General features: G+C 61.9%; 15 protein-coding genes. 9 read left to right on the top strand and 6 right to left on the bottom strand.

Translation table 11 applies throughout. The features are described 5' to 3' along the window. Positions 1 to 41: 41 nt before the first annotated feature. The 4 genes from IB264_RS20210 to IB264_RS20195 form a co-directional block, all read right to left on the bottom strand. Complete coding sequence (locus IB264_RS20210; RefSeq protein WP_057213248.1) at positions 42 to 338, bottom strand: MurR/RpiR family transcriptional regulator; 297 nt, start codon at positions 336 to 338, stop codon at positions 42 to 44. A gap of 2 nt (positions 339 to 340) precedes the next feature. After that, positions 341 to 2,056 carry a metallophosphoesterase gene (locus IB264_RS20205; RefSeq protein ID WP_057224467.1) on the bottom strand — a complete coding sequence of 572 codons (1,716 nt, stop codon included), beginning with the start codon at positions 2,054 to 2,056 and terminating at the stop codon, positions 341 to 343. Beyond that, the gene (locus tag IB264_RS20200; RefSeq protein WP_057206080.1) at positions 2,056 to 2,667 is read right to left on the bottom strand and encodes a dual specificity protein phosphatase; all 612 of its coding nucleotides are present in this window, start codon (positions 2,665 to 2,667) and stop codon (positions 2,056 to 2,058) included. Before IB264_RS20200 ends, IB264_RS20205 begins: the two co-directional genes overlap by 1 nt. An 80-nt stretch (positions 2,668 to 2,747) precedes the next feature. Next, positions 2,748 to 3,590 (bottom strand): inositol monophosphatase, encoded by an 843-nt coding sequence (locus IB264_RS20195; RefSeq protein WP_156612965.1) that lies wholly within the window; start codon positions 3,588 to 3,590, stop codon positions 2,748 to 2,750. Positions 3,591 to 3,903: 313 nt separating this feature from the next. Between IB264_RS20195 and ytfQ the strand changes: the two genes are divergently transcribed. The 6 genes from ytfQ to IB264_RS35175 all read left to right on the top strand — a co-directional run bounded on the left by ytfQ (position 3,904) and on the right by IB264_RS35175 (position 10,749). Further along, positions 3,904 to 4,866 carry a galactofuranose ABC transporter, galactofuranose-binding protein YtfQ gene (gene ytfQ / locus IB264_RS20190; protein WP_025429934.1) on the top strand — a complete coding sequence of 321 codons (963 nt, stop codon included), beginning with the start codon at positions 3,904 to 3,906 and terminating at the stop codon, positions 4,864 to 4,866. A gap of 237 nt (positions 4,867 to 5,103) precedes the next feature. After that, positions 5,104 to 6,624 (top strand): galactofuranose ABC transporter, ATP-binding protein YtfR, encoded by a 1,521-nt coding sequence (gene ytfR, locus IB264_RS20185; protein WP_057224469.1) that lies wholly within the window; start codon positions 5,104 to 5,106, stop codon positions 6,622 to 6,624. Continuing rightward, on the top strand, positions 6,621 to 7,646 hold the full coding sequence (locus tag IB264_RS20180; RefSeq protein WP_025429932.1) for an ABC transporter permease: 1,026 nt from the start codon (positions 6,621 to 6,623) through the stop codon (positions 7,644 to 7,646). The genes ytfR and IB264_RS20180 overlap by 4 nt, the downstream gene beginning before the upstream one ends. Further along, positions 7,643 to 8,611, top strand: coding sequence for a galactofuranose ABC transporter, permease protein YjfF (yjfF, locus tag IB264_RS20175; RefSeq protein ID WP_057224471.1), 969 nt, complete (start codon positions 7,643 to 7,645; stop codon positions 8,609 to 8,611). Before IB264_RS20180 ends, yjfF begins: the two co-directional genes overlap by 4 nt. 23 nt (positions 8,612 to 8,634) lie before the next feature. Continuing rightward, complete coding sequence (locus IB264_RS20170; protein ID WP_082555537.1) at positions 8,635 to 9,378, top strand: FadR/GntR family transcriptional regulator; 744 nt, start codon at positions 8,635 to 8,637, stop codon at positions 9,376 to 9,378. Positions 9,379 to 9,492: 114 nt separating this feature from the next. Continuing rightward, positions 9,493 to 10,749, top strand: coding sequence for a GGDEF domain-containing protein (locus IB264_RS35175; protein WP_156612966.1), 1,257 nt, complete (start codon positions 9,493 to 9,495; stop codon positions 10,747 to 10,749). Positions 10,750 to 10,810: 61 nt separating this feature from the next. Here the strand turns inward: IB264_RS35175 and IB264_RS20160 are convergent, their stop codons facing one another. After that, entirely contained in the window at positions 10,811 to 11,347 is a 537-nt protein-coding gene (locus IB264_RS20160) for an invasion associated locus B family protein (RefSeq protein ID WP_057206068.1), read from the bottom strand. Next, positions 11,347 to 14,508, bottom strand: a complete 3,162-nt coding sequence (locus tag IB264_RS20155) for an autotransporter domain-containing protein (protein WP_192434011.1) — start codon at positions 14,506 to 14,508, stop codon at positions 11,347 to 11,349. The genes IB264_RS20160 and IB264_RS20155 overlap by 1 nt, the downstream gene beginning before the upstream one ends. A 224-nt stretch (positions 14,509 to 14,732) precedes the next feature. Here IB264_RS20155 and IB264_RS20150 point away from each other — a divergent pair, with 224 nt between their 5' ends. The 3 genes from IB264_RS20150 to IB264_RS20140 all read left to right on the top strand — a co-directional run bounded on the left by IB264_RS20150 (position 14,733) and on the right by IB264_RS20140 (position 17,872). Next, positions 14,733 to 15,827 carry a sensor histidine kinase gene (locus IB264_RS20150; protein ID WP_025429926.1) on the top strand — a complete coding sequence of 365 codons (1,095 nt, stop codon included), beginning with the start codon at positions 14,733 to 14,735 and terminating at the stop codon, positions 15,825 to 15,827. 162 nt (positions 15,828 to 15,989) lie between these two features. Next, positions 15,990 to 17,084, top strand: a complete 1,095-nt coding sequence (locus tag IB264_RS20145; protein WP_057206062.1) for a sensor histidine kinase — start codon at positions 15,990 to 15,992, stop codon at positions 17,082 to 17,084. Continuing rightward, entirely contained in the window at positions 17,081 to 17,872 is a 792-nt protein-coding gene (locus tag IB264_RS20140) for a LytTR family DNA-binding domain-containing protein (RefSeq protein WP_051509268.1), read from the top strand. Before IB264_RS20145 ends, IB264_RS20140 begins: the two co-directional genes overlap by 4 nt. The last annotated feature ends 105 nt before the right edge of the window (positions 17,873 to 17,977 follow it).

The raw sequence follows: 17,977 nt of genomic DNA, 5'->3' as shown, positions 1-17,977 counted from the left end.
GTCGGACGGTCCTTCGGTTCGTTACTGCTCGAAGCCCAGTTTCATTGTCTGCCGCGGCGCAGTTCCTCGCGGAACAACTGTTGGAATGCGGCGTATTTCTCAAAGCCCAGATCGCTGATCAGCCGCATGACCGTGGTGGTCGAAACGCCGGCCCGCTCAGCCACTTCCCGTGCGCTCGCAAAGGCGATGTCATAGGGATGGGATAGCGCGAACTTCGCGACTTCGAGCCGCCCGCCCTTGAGCCCGCGGGCACCGAGGCGAAACGCCTCCTTCAACTCCGGGACGCTTGCCGGCGGTTTCACCCCTCGACCGGGTAATACAAAAGACTGCTGGTCCATGGTCAAACAACCTCCTTCGCTTCTCGCTGCAAGGTGATCTCGATCTGCCGCGCACCCACTTCCGCTCGGTCGAGAAAGGCGGCAAACGCGCCCAGGAAGATCGACAGGAAACCGGCGACAGAGCGGTCCCACCCCTCATCCGGCTCTCGGCCGAAGCGCTCGGAAAGGGCGCGGTAAAGACGCAGCCGCTCTGGCGATATCGCAGGCAGCGCCAAGTGACCCGCCTGGCGCAGGCAGTACCAGTCGGCGATGACATCGATCATGCGGCAGGCAGCAACTTGTTCGGCCGAAAATCCGGACTTTTTTGCAAGCGCGTGCAAAGCTTGCACCACCACGTCGGCATCAAGAAGTTCCGCGCAGATACCTGAGAGCGTGGCGCCCGAGACGCGGCTCACCACATCCTGCGGCCACTCCTTGGGAAAATAGCGGTGGTGAACCAAGGCCAACTTATGAGCCCGCAGGAAAGCGCCGTAATCCTCGGCATTGAAGGCGGCTTCGTCCGTCTCCCCTAGCCGCTCCGTCTCGCGGCGATAGGCCTGCGCCAGACGCGGATCCACCGTCTTCGCCGACAGCTCGACGGTATCGACGACAATACCGCCGTTCACCGGCTGAATGATCTTGAAGGCTGGAGGATAGGCGACGAGCGAGGGCACTGCCACATTGGTCAACTGGCGCTCGCCGCGGGTGCGTCGCGTTACACCCTCGACATGAAGGTGGCCGCTGAAATGCACGGTCAGCCCGGCGCCCAGCAAGGCATCGGTGACAGCTTGGCGCGGCGTGCGGCGGGCGATGTTGGTTTCCCCGAAGAGCACACGCTCGGCACCGGTCGCGCCGTCGAATGGATCGAGCGCCGGGTAATGCGAGAAGGCGAGCACGGTCTTGCCCAGCGCCTCTGCCCGCGCGCAGACGTCTGTGATCCACGAGACGATGAAGGGTTTCAGGCGCAGCATGGCGTTCCAGCCGGCGGCGGTGCTGTCGACAAAGGCTGCTTCCTCGCCGCCTACGAACGTGCCATCCCGTGGCTCGAACACATTGGCGTCGATCATCAACAGCCAGATTCCCGGTTCCGGCTCGACCAGATAGGAGGCATCCATCAACGAATATCGGTTGCTTCCATCCGGCGAAACCACCTCGTAACGCCGATTTTCGATATCGTCGGACAGGCCGAACGGCGTCTCCCAATGGAGATATTCCGGCTTGCGGAAATAGCCGCAGGCAGCCATCGGGCCGAGGCCGGTGGGATATCCCTCGCAATACATGCGCGGAGTGACGATCGCGCCCGCCGCCGTCGACGCAGGATCGCTGGTCACCCAGACGCTGGCGCCATCCTGGTCGAGGAACTCCTTGGTGTGGTGGCGCCCCGTCGGACCGAAAATGTCGTGATTGCCGGGAAGGGCATAGAAGGCGGTGCCGTATGCGTTGGCGTGCCGGTCGAGGATCCGGCGCAGGCTTGCGGTCGTCTGCCGCTGACCGTCATCGGTGTAATCACCGAGCAGGACGACGTGCCGGATGCCCCGATCCCGCACCTCGTCCAATGCCACTGAAAGTGCCTTGGCGCTCTCGTTAAAAACACGGGTCGACTGCCGCGTTTCGGCCCAGCTGCGAACCATCATCCGCTGCCCGTCGATGCTCATGCCGGGGAAATCGAAATCGCCTTCGAGATCGTGGAAATGCGCGTCGGCGATGACGGCGATACTGGCTTGGCTGCGCTTCAACATCAGTCCCGCCCGGATGTCTTGCCGGCGATCATGTCGATCCATTCAGACGCCCGGCGTGCCGCCTCGTAAAGCATCGGCTTCGGTGTCTCGAACCACTCGTCGGGACGCAGTTCGCGGTATTCACGAATGTGGGCGACCGCGGCGTCAAGCGTCGGGAAAAGCTCCGGCTGCTGTTTGTGCAGGAACAGGGCCACGAGCGAGACGGATCGGCTGCGTCCGCCGCGGCAGTTGACCAGCACATTGCCGCCATCGGCGAAGGGATAGGTTTCGCGCTTCGGCATCGCCTGGCGCAGTGCTCCGTCCAGGATGTAGTAGGCGCCGAGCATCATCGTATCCGGACTGCCTTCGCCGTCGATCAGGCCGAGCTTGTAGTAGCGAATGTCGGCATAGCCGCTCGGCCGCAGATCGCCACCATCGTCAGCCTCCCTCTCGCGCACCCAGTTGATATCGAGATTGATCGCGCAGTTGACCACCACCGAAATGCCGTGGTGCTTCAGCAATTCGAGATCGCGTGCGCCGTCGCTGCCGCCGATATAGAGATCGGATTTGTGCGGACCGATCCCGCTTGCGATCAGACTGATCGCCGGGCGCGCATAAACAGGTGCATCCATGCCGTTTCCTTTCCAGATCGGGCGACGCCGAAAGGCATGCCACCCAGAATTCGCATTGTCGGCGCCCTTGGCAGAGCCGCTCAGGCGAGCTGCAGTTCGGCAACGACGTCGCCTGTCGAGGCGATCGGTATCCGCGATGCCCGGCTTATCCCACCGGCGATGCCTGGCGCGGATGCCAGAACCGGCCCGCCGCCGCGAAGGCTGCCGATCTCCATGAAGGGACAGACATCACCGCCGGCCTCGGCGACAAGCAGCAATCCCGCCACGCAGTCCCAGGAGTTCATGTGCAGTTCGATATAGGCATCCGAACGACCGTCAGCGACATAGGCAAGCGCCAGCGCGCCCGAGCCTGCCCTGCGGACATTGGTGCCGAGCGCCAGCAGATCGCGGATCGTTTCGAGATAAATCTCGTTCGACACGCGGCCGGACCAGCCCATTTCCACCGACGCCGTCTCAAACGCCGTGGTGGCGGCGACGGCGATCGGCTGACCGTTGCGGGTCGCGCCTGAACCGCGCCGGGCGAAGTAGAGCTCATCCAGTGCGGGATTGTAGATGGCGCCGATCTCCGCCCGACCATCCTCGATATAGGCGATCGAGATGCAGAAATGCGGGATGCTGCGGGCAAAATTGGCGGTGCCGTCGACCGGATCGACCACCCAGAGACGATTACTGATCGATCCGCCGCCCTCCTCGCCGAAGAAGGCGTCGTCAGGAAAGTGCTCGGCTATCGCCTTGCGGATATGCGCCTCGGAGGCGGCATCCGTCTCGGTCAGAAAGTCCTGCGGCCCCTTCATCGAGAAGGCGCGCGTCGCGCTGTCTTCAAAGCCACGGAGCACAAGCGCTCCGGCCGACAGGATAATGTCTCGGCAAAGGCTCGCCCGACCCTCAAGATCGTTCGAATAGAATGGTCTTTCCAGGTTCATTCGGGCACGACTCCTTTGCACACGCGAGCATCTTTGCACACGCGTTCAATGGTGACAAGCCTCATTCTGGACCAGCTCGTGCGACGAATGCCCTGCTCGCCGCCAACGAACGGTTTCGAACAATGCAGGCGGGATGCAGGCGATATCGGCGGCTGTCTTCGATCCTCTTGACCGTGCGGCGAATGCGAGCCGGAAGCGAGGCGCATCCGATGCGCGCCCTCGGCGCTTGTCCTCAAAGGTGAGTTTACAAAAGTATTATTATATGATTTTTTGAAACTGCTGCGAGGAGAGCAGCTTTCTTTGGGAGGAAATCATGAAATTCGCCAAAGCACTCGCGAGTGCAACGATCCTTGCTGCCTGCACGTTTGGCAGCGCATCTGCCGCAGATCTCGTTGTCGGTTTTTCGCAGATCGGCTCGGAGTCCGGCTGGCGCGCTGCAGAGACGACGCTGACGAAGCAGCAGGCTGAAGAGCGCGGCATCGACCTGAAATTCGCCGATGCCCAGCAGAAACAGGAAAACCAGATCAAGGCGCTACGCTCGTTCATCGCCCAGGGTGTCAACGCCATCCTGCTTGCCCCCGTCGTCGCCACCGGTTGGGACGAGGTTCTCGAGGAAGCCAAGGACGCGGAAATCCCCGTCATCCTGCTCGACCGAACCGTCGATGCGTCCGACGAGCTGTACATGACCGCCGTCACGTCTGACCTCGTGCATGAAGGCAATGTCGCCGGCAAATGGCTTGCCGACACGGTTGCCGGCAAGCCGTGCAACATCGTCGAACTCCAGGGCACGACAGGGTCTTCACCGGCGATCGATCGCAAGAAGGGCTTCGAGCAGGCGCTTTCCGGCCACGACAACCTGAAGATCGTCCGCAGCCAGACCGGCGACTTCACCCGCACCAAGGGCAAGGAAGTCATGGAAAGCTTCCTCAAGGCCGAAGACGGCGGCAAGAATATCTGCGCGCTCTACGCCCACAACGACGACATGGCGGTCGGCGCCATCCAGGCGATCAAGGAAGCCGGCCTGAAGCCGGGCAGCGACATCCTCGTCGTTTCGATCGATGCCGTGCCGGATATCTTCCAGGCGATGGCCGCGGGCGAAGCCAACGCCACCGTCGAACTGACCCCGAACATGGCAGGCCCCGCTTTCGACGCGCTCGCCGCGTTCCAGAAGGACGGAACAAAGCCGCCGAAGTGGATCCAGACGGAATCGAAGCTCTACACCCAGGCCGACGATCCGATGAAGATCTACGAAGCGAAGAAGGGTCTCGGTTACTGATCCCGCGACCGGCGTCGACGCGAACCGTCGGCGCCTGTTGTCACAAGCCAGACGATCGATACTGCGGAGTTGGACGACGGAACGGGCTCGCCCGCCTCGTTGTCGCCGCGGGCTCGATGTCCGGTCGGCATGCTTCGCTCGAGCACGAGGATCGAGGTGAAGCATGCTGATTTTCGGAACACTGAAGTAATGCGGCGTGCTCGACTGAGTGCGCCGCGTTCCAGTCAGGGAGGGATCATGCAGACCATCGGCGACAACCTGCTTTCGGCGACCCGGATCGACAAGGTCTTTCCCGGTGCGAGAGCCCTGGACAAGGTTGACTTTCATTTGCGCAGAGGCGAGGTCCATGCGCTTCTCGGCGAGAACGGCGCCGGCAAGTCGACGCTGGTCAAATGCCTCACCGGCGCGTACCGGCGCGACGGGGGCATGATCCTGCTCGACGGCGTCGAGATCGATCCGCGCGATACGTTCAATGCGCAGAAGCTCGGCATCGGCACCGTCTATCAGGAGGTCAACCTGCTGCCGAACCTGACGGTAGCGGAAAACCTTTTCCTCGGCCGACAGCCGCGCCGGTTGGGTTTCGTCGATGTCCGCGCCATGAACCGTCAGGCGCGCGCACTGCTTGAAAACTACGAGCTCGACCTCGACGTCACCCGCGCGCTCGACAGCTATTCCGTCGCCATACAGCAGGTCGTCGCGATCGCCCGCGCCGTCGATCTCTCCGGCAAGGTGCTGATCCTCGACGAGCCGACGGCAAGTCTCGACGCCCACGAAGTCGAGATGCTGTTTCGCATCATCCGGCGACTGAAGGCGCGTGGCCTCGGCATTGTCTTCATCACCCATTTCCTCGAACAGGTGTACGAAATCTCCGACCGCATCACTGTGCTTCGCAACGGCCAGCTGGTTGGCACCCGAGACACGGCGTCACTCGAGCGGCGCGACCTGATTTCGATGATGATCGGCCGCGAGCTTGCAGCGGAAATCCGCTCTGCGCGCGAAGGAGCGGATCTCACCGGATCGGTGCGCTATCGCTTCCGCAATTTTGGCCGCAAGGGCCACGTCTCCCCCTTCGACCTCGATTTGAGGGCGGGCGAAGTTGTCGGCATTGCCGGGCTTCTCGGCTCCGGCCGCACGGAGACGGCCGAGATCCTCTTTGGTGCCCATCGCGCCGACAGCGGCACGGCTGAAGTCGACGGCAAGACCGTCCAGCTATCGTCGCCGCGCCAGGCGATCGCGCGACGGTTCGGCTTCTGCCCCGAGGACCGCAAGACCGCGGGCATCGTCGGAGATCTCTCGGTGCGCGAAAACATCGTGCTCGCCCTTCAGGCGCGACGCGGCTGGACCCGTCCGATCTCCCGTACCGAGCAGAACCGCCTGGCGGACCACTATATCAGGGCGCTCGACATCCGCACGGCCGATCGCGAAAAGCCGATCCGACTGCTTTCCGGCGGCAACCAGCAGAAAGCCATTCTTGCCCGTTGGCTAGCAACGGAACCCGAATTCCTGATCCTCGACGAGCCGACGCGCGGCATCGACGTTGGCGCGCATGCCGAGATCGTCCGGCTCATCGAGGGTCTGCGCGAGAAAGGCATGTCGCTGATGGTCATATCGTCGGAGATCGAGGAACTCGTTGCCTACAGCACGCGCATCGTGGTGCTGCGCGACCGCCAGCACGTCGCCTCGCTCGAAGGCGATCGGATCACGGCGGACCAGATCATCGAGGCCATCGCATCGGCGAATGAACGGGGAGCGGCATGACAGCAATACTTAGGGGCTATGCGATCAGGCTCCTACCGCAGCTGATAGCGCTGGCGGTCATTCTCCTGATGGTATCCTTCGTGTTCCCGGGCTTCTTCCGCCTCGAAATCCAGAACGGCCGCCTCTATGGCAGTCTCATCGACATCCTCAACCGCGGCGCCCCTGTGGTTCTGCTCGCGATCGGCATGACCGTCGTTATCGCCACCAAGGGCATCGATCTTTCTGTCGGCGCCGTGATGGCGATCTGCGGGGCAGTCGCCGCCTCGTCGATCACGTCGGGCCACTCGCTGGCGATGACGCTTCTGATCACCCTTGGCACCGGCATTCTCTGCGGTCTCTGGAACGGTATCCTCGTCGCCATTCTCGATATCCAGCCCATCATCGCAACGCTGGTTCTGATGGTCGCCGGGCGCGGCATCGCTCAGCTCGTCACCGAAGGCGCGATCCTCACCTTCAACGATGAGGGGCTGATTTTTCTTGGCAGCGGCTCATTCGCTTGGCTGCCCCTGCCCGTGATCATCTGGCTGATCTTCGGCATCCTGGTAGCGCTGATCGTGCGAAAGACGGCGCTTGGCATGCTGATCGAGGCGATCGGCGTCAACCGCCAGGCAAGCACGCTATCCGGTGTGCTGACGCCGGTGCTGCTGATCGCTGCCTATATGCTATCAGGCCTTTGTGCCGCGATTGCCGGCATTATCGCCGCCGCCGACATCAAGGGCGCCGACGCCAACAATGCCGGGCTCTGGCTCGAACTCGACGCCATTCTTGCGGTCGTCATCGGCGGCACCTCGCTTCTCGGCGGCCGCTTCAGCATCGCCGCCTCCGTGCTCGGCGCCATCATCATCCAGTCGATCAACACCGGCATCCTGCTTTCCGGCTTTCCGCCGGAATTCAACCTGATCATCAAGGCGGCGATCATCGTCTTCATTCTCGTGCTGCAGTCGCCACCGGTTCGAAACGCCTTCACCTTTGTCGCGCTTCTGCGCGCCAGCAGAAAACCGACGGAGCGGCAAGCGCGATGAAACCCAAATACCTGCCGCTGACCGCAACCATCGTCATCTTCGTCTTGAGCTATGCGCTTTGCGTGGCGCAGTATCCCAACATCCTGTCGACGCGGGTCATCGGCAACCTGCTGACCGACAACGCCTTCCTCGGCATCGCCGCCGTCGGCATGACCTTCGTGATCCTGTCCGGCGGCATCGACCTTTCGATCGGCTCGGTGATCGCCTTCACCGGTGTGTTCCTGGCCGTCGTGCTGGAGAATAGCGGCGCCCATCCGCTCGCCGTCTTCGCCATGGTGCTGTTGATCACGACGTTCTTCGGAGCGGTAATGGGCGCCATCATCCACTATCTGGAGATGCCGGCCTTCATCGTCACGCTCGCCGGCATGTTTCTGGCCCGCGGCATGGCCTTCGTGCTGTCGATCGATTCCATCGCCATCAAGCATCCGTTCTACGGCACGTTGAAGGGTTTTTATTACAAGCTTCCCGGCGGCGGCAGGATCACGCTCATCGGTGGGCTGATGCTGCTCGTCTTTGGCATCGGCATCCTCATTGCCCACCGCACCCGCTTCGGCACCGACGTCTATGCCCTCGGCGGCGGCACCGCCACCGCCAAGCTGATGGGCGTACCGGTCGGACGCACCACCATCATGATCTACGCATTGTCAGGTTTGCTCGCGGGCCTTTCCGGCATCGTGTTCTCGCTTTACACCTCGGCCGGCTACTCGCTTGCGGCCGTCGGCGTCGAACTCGATGCGATCACTGCGGTGGTGATCGGCGGCACGCTTTTGACCGGCGGCTCCGGCTTTGTTGCCGGGACCTTCATCGGTATCCTCATCCAGGGCTTGATCCAGACCTACATCACCTTCGACGGCTCGCTTTCCAGCTGGTGGACGAAGATCCTGATCGGCCTGTTGCTGTTCGTCTTCATCCTCATGCAGAAGGGCATCGTATACGTGTCCCGCAACGAACAGCGGCACGTCTAGGAAGGGCATGGGTGCACCTCATGCTGCCAGGAACCTTCGCAAAGCAACCTGTGAAACGCTCAAGCCACGGCCATGTCGTGGACGAGCTCGGGCGCGCGGTGGTCGGCGGAGAGTTCTTAGCCGGCGATATTCTGCCTGGTGACGTCGAGCTGGCGGCACGCTTCAAGGTGTCGCGCACCGTGCTGCGCGAGGCAATGAAGACGCTCGCGGCCAAAGGTCTGGTGTTCCCGCGCGCGCGCATCGGGACGCGGGTCATGCCGCGGGCGCATTGGAACCTGTTCGACAGCGACGTGCTTTCCTGGCATTTCAGCGTTGGCGTCGACGAGGAGTTTTTGAATCACCTGAGCGAAATCAGGCTGGCGCTCGAACCCTTTGCGGCAGCGCTTGCGGCTGAGCGCGCCACCGACGCCGACATCGCCCAGATGATGCGGCTCGCCGTTGCCATGGGCAATGAAGACCACAGCGCCGAAACGCTGGCGCATGCCGACCTCGAATTCCACCTGCATCTCCTCGAAGCGTCCCTCAACCCGTTCATGCGCACGGTGGGCAGCCTGATCGAGGCGGCACTGATCGGCGTCTTCAAACTCACCAATCCTTCCGCCGACCGCAGCGAAATCGACCGCGTCGCCGTGACCCATATCCGCATCGTCGAGGAAATCCGCCGCGGTGATGCCAAAGGCGCCCGACATGCAATGGAAGACGTGATCCGGGCCGGCCAACAGCGGCTGATGTCGGACCTGACGATGCGACAAACCAGGCCGTCATAGCGCGCAGGAAATACCGAGTTCGGCGTCCCCGACCCCTGCTAATCGCCGCCCCCGTCATTTGCGAAACCTTTAAGATTCTGGCGCATAACGTCCCGCAGAATCCAGGAGTTGACGGTGGAAGCGCTACATACCCCGACGATCATGATCAGCTCCTTCGCGACGTTGGTGGTCTTTGCAGTCTTCTTCGCGCTCGCGTCACGCCAGGAGCGCAACAGCCTGGAACTGAGGCTGTGGTCCTGCGCATTTCTGGTCGCCGCACTTGGATTTACCCTGCTTGCCTTCCGAGGTCCGGGTCATTCCTTCGTCCCGGTGACGCTGGGCAACGCCCTGACGGTTCTGGGCTTGGCGCTCATCTGGCTCGGCCTGCGCGCCTTCGACAATCAACCGCTGAAGATCGCGTCCGCATTGGCCGGGCCGGTGTTGTGGTTGCTGGTCACCGGTTTTTCCGATTATGTCCAGAACAATGTCACCAGCAGGATCGTGCTGTTTTCCGCGCTGATCTTCGTCTATTCGGCGATGATCGCGGTCGAGATTTTCCGCTCCGACAATTTCCGCAGGCTTCCAAGCTCTTACATCGTCGCATTTCTCTTCGCCACGCATGGCCTGTTCTATCTCGTGCGCATCCCGCTGATCTTCGTCTGGCCGCTTTTCGGCAACACGGCGTCGGGCGCCGAACAGCCGATATGGTATCAGCTGCTGACCTTCGAACTCTTCATCCACAGTCTTGCGGGCGGGTTCTCGTTCTTCGCGCTGATCAAAGAAAGAACGCAGTACAGATACAAGCTGGCGTCGGAAACCGACGCCCTCACCGGTGTGCAGAACCGGCGCGCTTTCATGGCGAGCGTCGACGCCTATCTGGCGACAAGACCCGATGATGGAGCGTTGATGTACATGGACATCGACCACTTCAAGGCGATCAACGATCGCCATGGACACGCTGTCGGCGACAAGGTGCTCATCGAGTGCGCGGCGGTCATCTCGCAAGCCGTTGGCGGCAAGGGCTTCCTCTCGCGCATGGGCGGCGAAGAGTTTGCGGCCTGCTTCCCCGGGGTCGACCGATCGCAGGCCGCAGCCATCGCCGAGGACATCCGCAGTGCCTTCGAGCAGGCGCGGGTCAGGGCCGGAAACACGACGCTTTCGGCGACCGTCAGCGTCGGTGTTGCCTTTGTCGCAAGGCAACAGGAGGCAAGCGAGCTTCTGTCTTCCGCCGATCGAGCGCTCTATGCGGCAAAGGCGGCAGGGCGAAACGCGGTCTGGATCGCCGGCAAGGACAGCGCTCCCCAGTTCGCATCGGGGCTGGCGGCCCAACCGAACGAGAGAGCGCCTTCCCCGGGGAGGACCGAGAGAGGTCCGATGGCTAACTGCGCCTGAGCCGTCGCTATCGTCGTACCGGCAACTGAGGCGCAAGCAGCCGCCGGCAACACGCCTCGCCTCAAGCCTTCTGCATCAAGGCAATGGTGCGGTCGAGCGCGGTTGCAAACCCCTTGAGCGAGATCGAGAAACTGACCTCCTTCTCGGTGTCGCTGGCAAAGGCGACGAGCTTCAGCACCTTGCCGCCACGCAGCAGCTTGATCGTCTCCTCATTGAACGTCAGCGCGACGATGCATCCGACCGGCATGCAGGTTCGAAACCGCGAGGGTTTGCTACCCGTGGCATCATCGACCCCAAGAGAGACGCCCTTGTCCAGGTAGAGACCGAAAGGCAGCGCGAGCTGTCCCTGGAGGCCAGCGCCGTCGACCGGTTCAAGTTCCAGCGTCAGCACGCGCTGTCCGCTCTGGTGAACCTGGCGCTGCGAAAGAACACACCTGCGATTGCCGTCTGTCACCGCGCAGGCGACGCTCCAGTCGTCGTAGGTCTCGGCGAGCGAAGAGGGGGCCGTCGCGTCCTTCGGCGCCTCCTGCGCATAGAGCGGGTTGGTGGCGACGATCGTCGCCATCAACGTTGCGGTGATCCAGCGTAAAAGCCGCATCAGAAGCGCACATCAAGCTTGGCATCGACGGCATTCTGCGTCGTGCCTGAGCCGAACTGGCCGGTGTAGGTGATGCCGAGGCTCGCAGTGTCGGTCAGCGCGAAATCAATGCCGGCCTCGATGATCGCCGCATCCTCGGCGATCGGCGTACCGGCAACCGAGAAGGCACTGCCCGTGCCGAAAGCCATCGTCGAGAAAGGCGTTGTATCGCCAAAGGCGTGCTGCCAACCAAGCATGCCGCGCACCTTGGCATTGGTGGCCCCCAGACTGAGAGGGGCCGACGCACGAAGACCGAGCGTCGTGAAGGTCGTATCGGTCGTGTTGCTCCTGCTCGACAGAGCCGCCGCAGCACCACTCTCAGTGAAACCGTCGGTGTGAAGGCTGACATAGGCGAGGTTCGCGAAGGGCTCGAGCGCTACGCTCGGCAGGTCGATACGGTATCCGACTTCGCCGAACGCCTGGAATGTGCCGGCATCATAGTCGGCCTTCAACGCGTCCCGGAAACCTGGGAAGACGACCGCTCTCTCCGTCTCGATCGAATGCCAGGTATAGGCAAGGCCGGACCGCAACGCGACATCGCCCCAACGGCCGCCACCGTAGACGCCGAGATGGTAGTTGTCGCTGTCGCCGCTCGAAGCACGGCTGTCGACGTCGAAATTCGTCCGGCTGTAGCCGGCCATGATGCCAACCAACGCATTGTCCGAGACCGCCGCATCGAAGCCGGTGATGAAGCCACCCGTCGACTGATCGAGTTGGCCGGTATTGCCGTTGCCATCGGTGTTGGTCCAGGAGCCGAAAACCTGTCCCCAGCCGACCATTGGCGGCGGCGGGACGGCGACCGCGTCGATCGCGACGACTGCACCGGTCGTGATCTTGTCCTCCGGCCCGTAGGCCAGAACCGGGACATTCGCAGCAGCAACGTCGCCGAAAGCGTCGCGAATGCGGTCGTTCGCCGCGTTGCGCAGCAAGCTGCTGTCATTGATCAGCGCTGTCTGTGCCGAAGCATGAACCTCGCCGGACAGGCGGTCGAAGGCACCACGCGCATTGGCGGCGTCGAGCCTCAGGAGAATGTTGTAGAGCGCAAGCGATGGCCCGCTCTGCGCAAGCGTGTTGAGGGCGAGCGCCGTGTTCCTCTGATTGCCGCTGATGGCCACGCGTTCGAACTTGGCCGACGTGCCCGGCGTGCCCGGGTTCGGGTTTCCAGGGTTGGGATTGCCAGGGTTCGGGTTGCCGGGATTGGGATTGCCCGGGTTCGGGTTGCCGGGATTTGGATTACCGGGGTTCGGGTTGCCAGGATTGGGATTACCAGGATTAGGTGTACCCGTATCCTTGATCGCGATCTTGAGATCGACCTGCTTGTCCTTCTGCTCCAGCGTGACATCGAGAAAGGCGGACTTCGAAATCGCCTGGGCAAACTGACCGTCGACACCGTTTTCCGCGGTCAGAATGGTATAGGTGTGGCCGTTCTGGTAGCTGGTATTGGCATCGAGCGCGGTCACCTCGACATTGACGCCATTGCCGATCGTCGCGACGCCATCGCCCCGCACGCCGTTCTGCAGGCCCTTGACGGCGATCCTGTCGGCGCGACCGTCGCCGGCGATGTCGGCCTCGTAGATCGAGCCGTCGCTCATTTCCAGTTGCCCCATGATCGTCAGCGTGCCGGTCGAATTGTTTCCCGGTGCAATGACCGCTCTCTTGTCGACCGCGGTGGTCCCAATAGTGCCGGATCCGCCAAGGCGGCCGAAAGCCGTCGAGGCCGGATTGCCAATGCGGTTCAGCGTTTCCCCCCAGACGACGACGGAATTGGTGTAGGTCTTTCCGTCAAGAAAAGTTGTCTGCACTCTTCCCGCTTCGCCATCGACGATCAGGGTTCCATCCTTCACGTCGAACCGGGTCGTGCTGTAGTCCAAGGGGCCCGTGTCCGCGTCGTTATCGATTGTGTCGAGGTTGCTCTTGAGAACCAGCTTACCGCCGGAGACGTTCACCTTGCCGTGGAACTTCGTCAGGTCGCCGCTCACGACCGTTTCGCCCGAGAAATTGTTGATCGACCCTTGGCCACCGATCGTGTTGGCAAATTCATAGCCGGTGTTCGTGTGGTTGAAATTGACGTGCCCCTTCCTTGGGCCGAAATCGATCTTCGAGGAGGGATCGACCGTGCCGGCCGCCTGCGCCTGCCGAGCGATCGGGCCGCCGACACGATCCATATCGACCTTGCCGCCGATCGAAAGACTGCCCATGCCTTCCCGGATCGCACCACCGACGCCAGAAAGGACGATACCACCGCCCGCTGACAGCTTTGCGCCGTTGGCGACCGAAAGGTTGACGTCTCCGGCCTCGCCAATCGTCAGCTTGTCATTGACCTTGAACTCGCTGCCAGCGCCGTCGACAGACACTTGAATGGTGTCGACGCTCTCATCCTCCCGGAGGGTCGCGGTGTTGGTCGAGACCACGGCGCCCTTCTCGATCGTGAAGCTGTCGCCGATCGTAAAGTCGCCGGCGTTGATCCAGCGCGAATTCTCGCCGCTCACCAGAACCGTGCCGTTCTCGAAAATGGCCTTGTTGGAGTTGATGACGCCACCGTCCTCGATCCTGACCGCGCCAGTGTTGAGCGTCAGTGCGCCGAAGGCGACGCCCAGAAAATCGGTGCTGAGCATGGATCCGGCACCGCGAACCACGAGCGTTCCGTCGCCTTCCTGCAAGGCACCGATGTAGGTCTCCTTCGCCGAGACTTTGCCGCCATTCTCGACGATCAGCGTGCCCTTGCCGCCGTAGATGCCGCCCTCGAAACCCCCGACGAAAAGCACGCGGTAGCCGCGCGGATCTGGATCGACGATATCCCAGGTCGAGCCGGGACCGGAAACGACGACCGTTCCGACCGAGCCCTTGCCGTCAGCGATGTAGCCGCCCTTGCTTTCGACGGAGGCGCCGTCCTTGATCGTCAGAGTAGCGCCACTGGGACCGCCGCGGATCACGAGATTGCCGTTGATCGTCTGGTCGGTGGTCCAGGTCGTGTCGTTTGGAACGAGCAATCCGGCCGCTTTCGCCGGCGACGGGACGAACGGCACGGCCGCCAGCATGATCGAGACAAGACCGGCGCGTCCAAGCGCAGTCGAGCTCAGAAGGTTGATCCTCAAAACGTCCGCCTTCACACAGGTATTCAATGTCTGCCCCTTTTCATTTGCGTTCGTCAGCGCACAACCCCCAGGCGAATACGAGCCAGGGGGCGGCGGGTCATCGGGCGCTATAGCAAGCCGGGGAAAGGGGAGAATTCTGCTTTCTGCAAACGGCAAATTGCAGCGCCCAAAGGTTGGGGCTTTCTGCGAACGGCTCGATTTCGCCGACGAACGGCAATCGACAACCATCTCGGCTTGAGGGATAAACCCACATGGCACGAGGAGATGACACGGCTTCGCCGGAAGAGACTCAGTATACCGCAGGTGTTCGCCGTGCGACCCTTTCCTACGGCTTCCTCTATCAATTCATGCAGGGCGTCATCACCAGCGTACTATGGGCAGTCCTCGGATATGACCCAATAGAAGTTGCGCCGATCACCTTGATCCTGGTGTTGAACGGCACGCTGATGTCCTATGCGATGGCAGCCACGCTCTTCAGGTGCAGGGAGCGTTCCATTCTCTTCAAGCTCCTGGTCGGCTCCGCCTTGTCGCTCGTCGCGGCAGTGATCAACGCCGGCGTCGACCTCGCTTGCCACTTTCTTATCGCGCATGGCGATCCGGCCGACGTCAACTGGACCAACGTCGCCTATACCGTCATCTATTGCGTGGCGCTGTTCCACGGATGGGCCTTCTTCTACATTGCGCTTCTCTCCAATTTTGAGTTGCGCGAACGCGAACGGCGCCTGGCCTTGACGCGAGAAGAAGCGTTAACGGCGCAGATGCGGGCGCTGCGCTACCAGGTCAACCCGCACTTCCTGTTCAACACCTTGAATTCGATCGCCGGGCTGATCGAGGAAGGTGCTTCGACGGCGGCGGGCCGCATGGTGCTTTCGCTCTCCTCCTTCCTGCGCACGACGCTCGAACTCGACCCAATGCAGGACGTCTGTCTCGCCGACGAGCTGGCGCTGCAGATCGGCTATCTCAACATCGAGGGCGAGCGCTTCTCGGACCGCATGCGACTGAAGCTCGACATCGCACCCGGCCTGGAGCAGGCGCTCGTGCCGAGCCTCATTCTCCAGCCGCTGATCGAGAATGCGGTGAAACACGGCGTCGGCAGTTCGGCCGGCGCGGTCGAAATCCTGATCAGCGCGGCACGTCACGGTGAAACCCTCGAGCTTTCCGTCGAAAACGACCTGACGATCGAACCGCAATGCGCGACCAAAAAGCCTCCGGGAACGGGTACAGGCCTCAAGAATGTCGCCGACCGCATCAGGGCCCGATTTCCGGAGATGGGGGCCTTCATTTCCGGTCTTGTCGCACCGCACCGCTTTCGGGCGGCGATCACCATGCCCTTGAGGCTGGCATGACGCTAAGGCCTCCGCGGAGCGGCAGGCCGGCAAAAGCAACGGGGTTTGCATTCCGCAAGCGGCAAATAGCAGCGCCCGAAAGGTCGGGACTTTCTGCAAACGGCTTGATTTCGCCGACGAACGGCAATCGACATTGGCGGCCGGTTGAACGATAAAAATGGCATGAAACCCAAGGACGAAACAAAATCGCCGGACGAAAGCGCCTATATCGGCAGCGTTCGGCGCACGACGCTCTGGCTCGGTTTTCTCTATTGGTTCGTGGAATTTCTCATCAGCAGTATCCTGTGGGGCATACTCGGAACCGATCCGATCGTGTCTGCCCCCGGCAAATTGCTGCTGATGTCCTGTGGCATGGTTCTTTCCTACGGTATCGCGGCGGCGATGTTTCGGGTCAGGCACCGGCATATAGCCACCAAGATCGTCGTTGGATTCTCCACCTCTCTCATTGCCGCCTTTGCCAATACCGGCATCGACTTCCTGCTCTATGTTTTATTCGTGCGTCCCGACCCGATCACGGTCGACTGGACGAATACCGGTTACACGCTCGTCTACAGCATGGCGACGTTCGTGGGGTGGTCGTTCTTCTTCGTCGCGCTGCTCTACAGCTTCGAGCTGCGTGAGCGCGAACGGCGCCTGGCGATCTCGCGGGAGGAAGCACTGGCCGCGCAAATGCGTGCGCTCCGATACCAGGTCAATCCGCACTTTCTGTTCAATACGCTGAACTCCATCACCGGCCTGATCGAGGAAGGGCAGACCATTGCAGCGACCCGCATGGTGATGTCGCTTTCGAACTTTCTGCGCACGACGTTGGAGCTCGACCCGCTGCACGACGTGCGGCTTGCGGATGAACTCGCCCTGCAAACCGGATATCTGCATATCGAAGGCGAGCGTTACTCCGACCGGATGAAGCTGCGGATGGACATCGCCAATGGCCTGGAAGAGGCTCTGGTGCCAAGTCTGATCCTGCAGCCCTTGATCGAGAACGCCGTGAAACACGGCGTCGGCCGCTCTCCTGATCAGGTTGAGATCGTCATCAGCGCGGCCAAGGTCGGCCATGCGCTCGAGATCGCCGTCGAAAACGATATCGCGCCGGAGACCGGGGGCGGGCGACGCCAGTCTTCCGGCACCGGGATCGGTCTCAAGAATGTCGCCGATCGGGTGCAGGCGCGCTTTCCAGGCGTCGGCGCCTGTGTATCCGGCCTTGTAACGCCCAAGCGTTTCAGAGCAGCAATCACAATGCCCCTGAGGCTCGCATGAACGAAATCCAGATAGAGCCCCTGTCGATCCTCGTCATCGATGACGAGCCCCTGGCGCGTCGCCGGCTTATACGCCTGCTCGGGGCCATGCCCGGGATCAAGATCGTCGGGACGGCCGGCAATGTGCAGCAGGCCTGCGTTCTCGTCGCCGAACTTTTGCCGGACGTGATCCTGCTCGACATCCAGATGCCCGGCGGCACCGGCTTCGACATTTTGGAACGGTTGGGCAACAACGCACCTGCCGTCGTTTTCGTGACCGCCTTCGATCACTATGCCCTTCGCGCCTTCGAGGCCGCCGCGGTCGACTATGTCACCAAACCGATCGAGCCCAATCGTCTACGAACTGCGATTGATCGGGCCCGCATGGCGATTGCGGCACGAACAAGCGCCGAACGCGTGCTGGAACTCAACGAAACCGTGCGGGCGCTCCGGCAGGCGCTTCGCAAGCAGGAGGCGCAGGTCGCCGATATCTGGGTGAAGGCAAGAGGCGAGTTCATTCGCATCGCGCTCGATCGCGTGGTGCGGTTCCAGGCGGAGCGCGACTACGTCCGCATCCACACCGAGAACAAATCCTACCTGCACCACGAGAGCCTGGCTTCACTCGCAGGCCGGCTGGACCCGGCTGAGTTTCTCCGGCTCCACCGAAGCTCGATCGTTCGGCGCCATTGCATCGTCGGCTTGCGGCAGGCGCCCTTCGCCGCCTTGATCGCGCTTCTGTCGGACGGAAGCGAAATCCGCGTCGGGCGAACCTACGTAAAGCAGGTGCGTCCCCTCTCCACAGAGCGCTAGATCACTTCACTGTTTCATCGAAACAGTGAAATGATCTAGCTCGTTGAAATAGCGCAATTCCGGACGGAAAACCGTTTCACACTTTTCGTGGAATTGCTCTAGGAC

This window comes from Ensifer sp. ENS11, from assembly GCF_014851895.1.
Classification (GTDB): domain Bacteria; phylum Pseudomonadota; class Alphaproteobacteria; order Rhizobiales; family Rhizobiaceae; genus Ensifer; species Ensifer canadensis.
The sequence above is the reverse complement of the archived record's forward strand: the minus strand, read 5'-3'. Positions and strand labels throughout refer to the sequence as shown.

Bases quoted from the DNA above. Each gene is read 5' to 3' on its own strand.
- IB264_RS20140 (WP_051509268.1), top strand. From the start codon at position 17,081: ATGAACGAAATCCAGATAGAGCCCCTGTCGATCCTCGTCATCGATGAC.
- IB264_RS20150 (WP_025429926.1), top strand. From the start codon at position 14,733: ATGGCACGAGGAGATGACACGGCTTCGCCGGAAGAGACTCAGTATACC.
- IB264_RS20200 (WP_057206080.1), bottom strand. From the start codon at position 2,667: ATGGATGCACCTGTTTATGCGCGCCCGGCGATCAGTCTGATCGCAAGC.
- IB264_RS20205 (WP_057224467.1), bottom strand. From the start codon at position 2,056: ATGTTGAAGCGCAGCCAAGCCAGTATCGCCGTCATCGCCGACGCGCAT.
- IB264_RS20195 (WP_156612965.1), bottom strand. From the start codon at position 3,590: ATGAACCTGGAAAGACCATTCTATTCGAACGATCTTGAGGGTCGGGCG.
- yjfF (WP_057224471.1), top strand. From the start codon at position 7,643: ATGAAACCCAAATACCTGCCGCTGACCGCAACCATCGTCATCTTCGTC.
- IB264_RS20180 (WP_025429932.1), top strand. From the start codon at position 6,621: ATGACAGCAATACTTAGGGGCTATGCGATCAGGCTCCTACCGCAGCTG.
- IB264_RS20160 (WP_057206068.1), bottom strand. From the start codon at position 11,347: ATGCGGCTTTTACGCTGGATCACCGCAACGTTGATGGCGACGATCGTC.
- IB264_RS20210 (WP_057213248.1), bottom strand. From the start codon at position 338: ATGGACCAGCAGTCTTTTGTATTACCCGGTCGAGGGGTGAAACCGCCG.
- IB264_RS20145 (WP_057206062.1), top strand. From the start codon at position 15,990: ATGAAACCCAAGGACGAAACAAAATCGCCGGACGAAAGCGCCTATATC.
- ytfR (WP_057224469.1), top strand. From the start codon at position 5,104: ATGCAGACCATCGGCGACAACCTGCTTTCGGCGACCCGGATCGACAAG.
- ytfQ (WP_025429934.1), top strand. From the start codon at position 3,904: ATGAAATTCGCCAAAGCACTCGCGAGTGCAACGATCCTTGCTGCCTGC.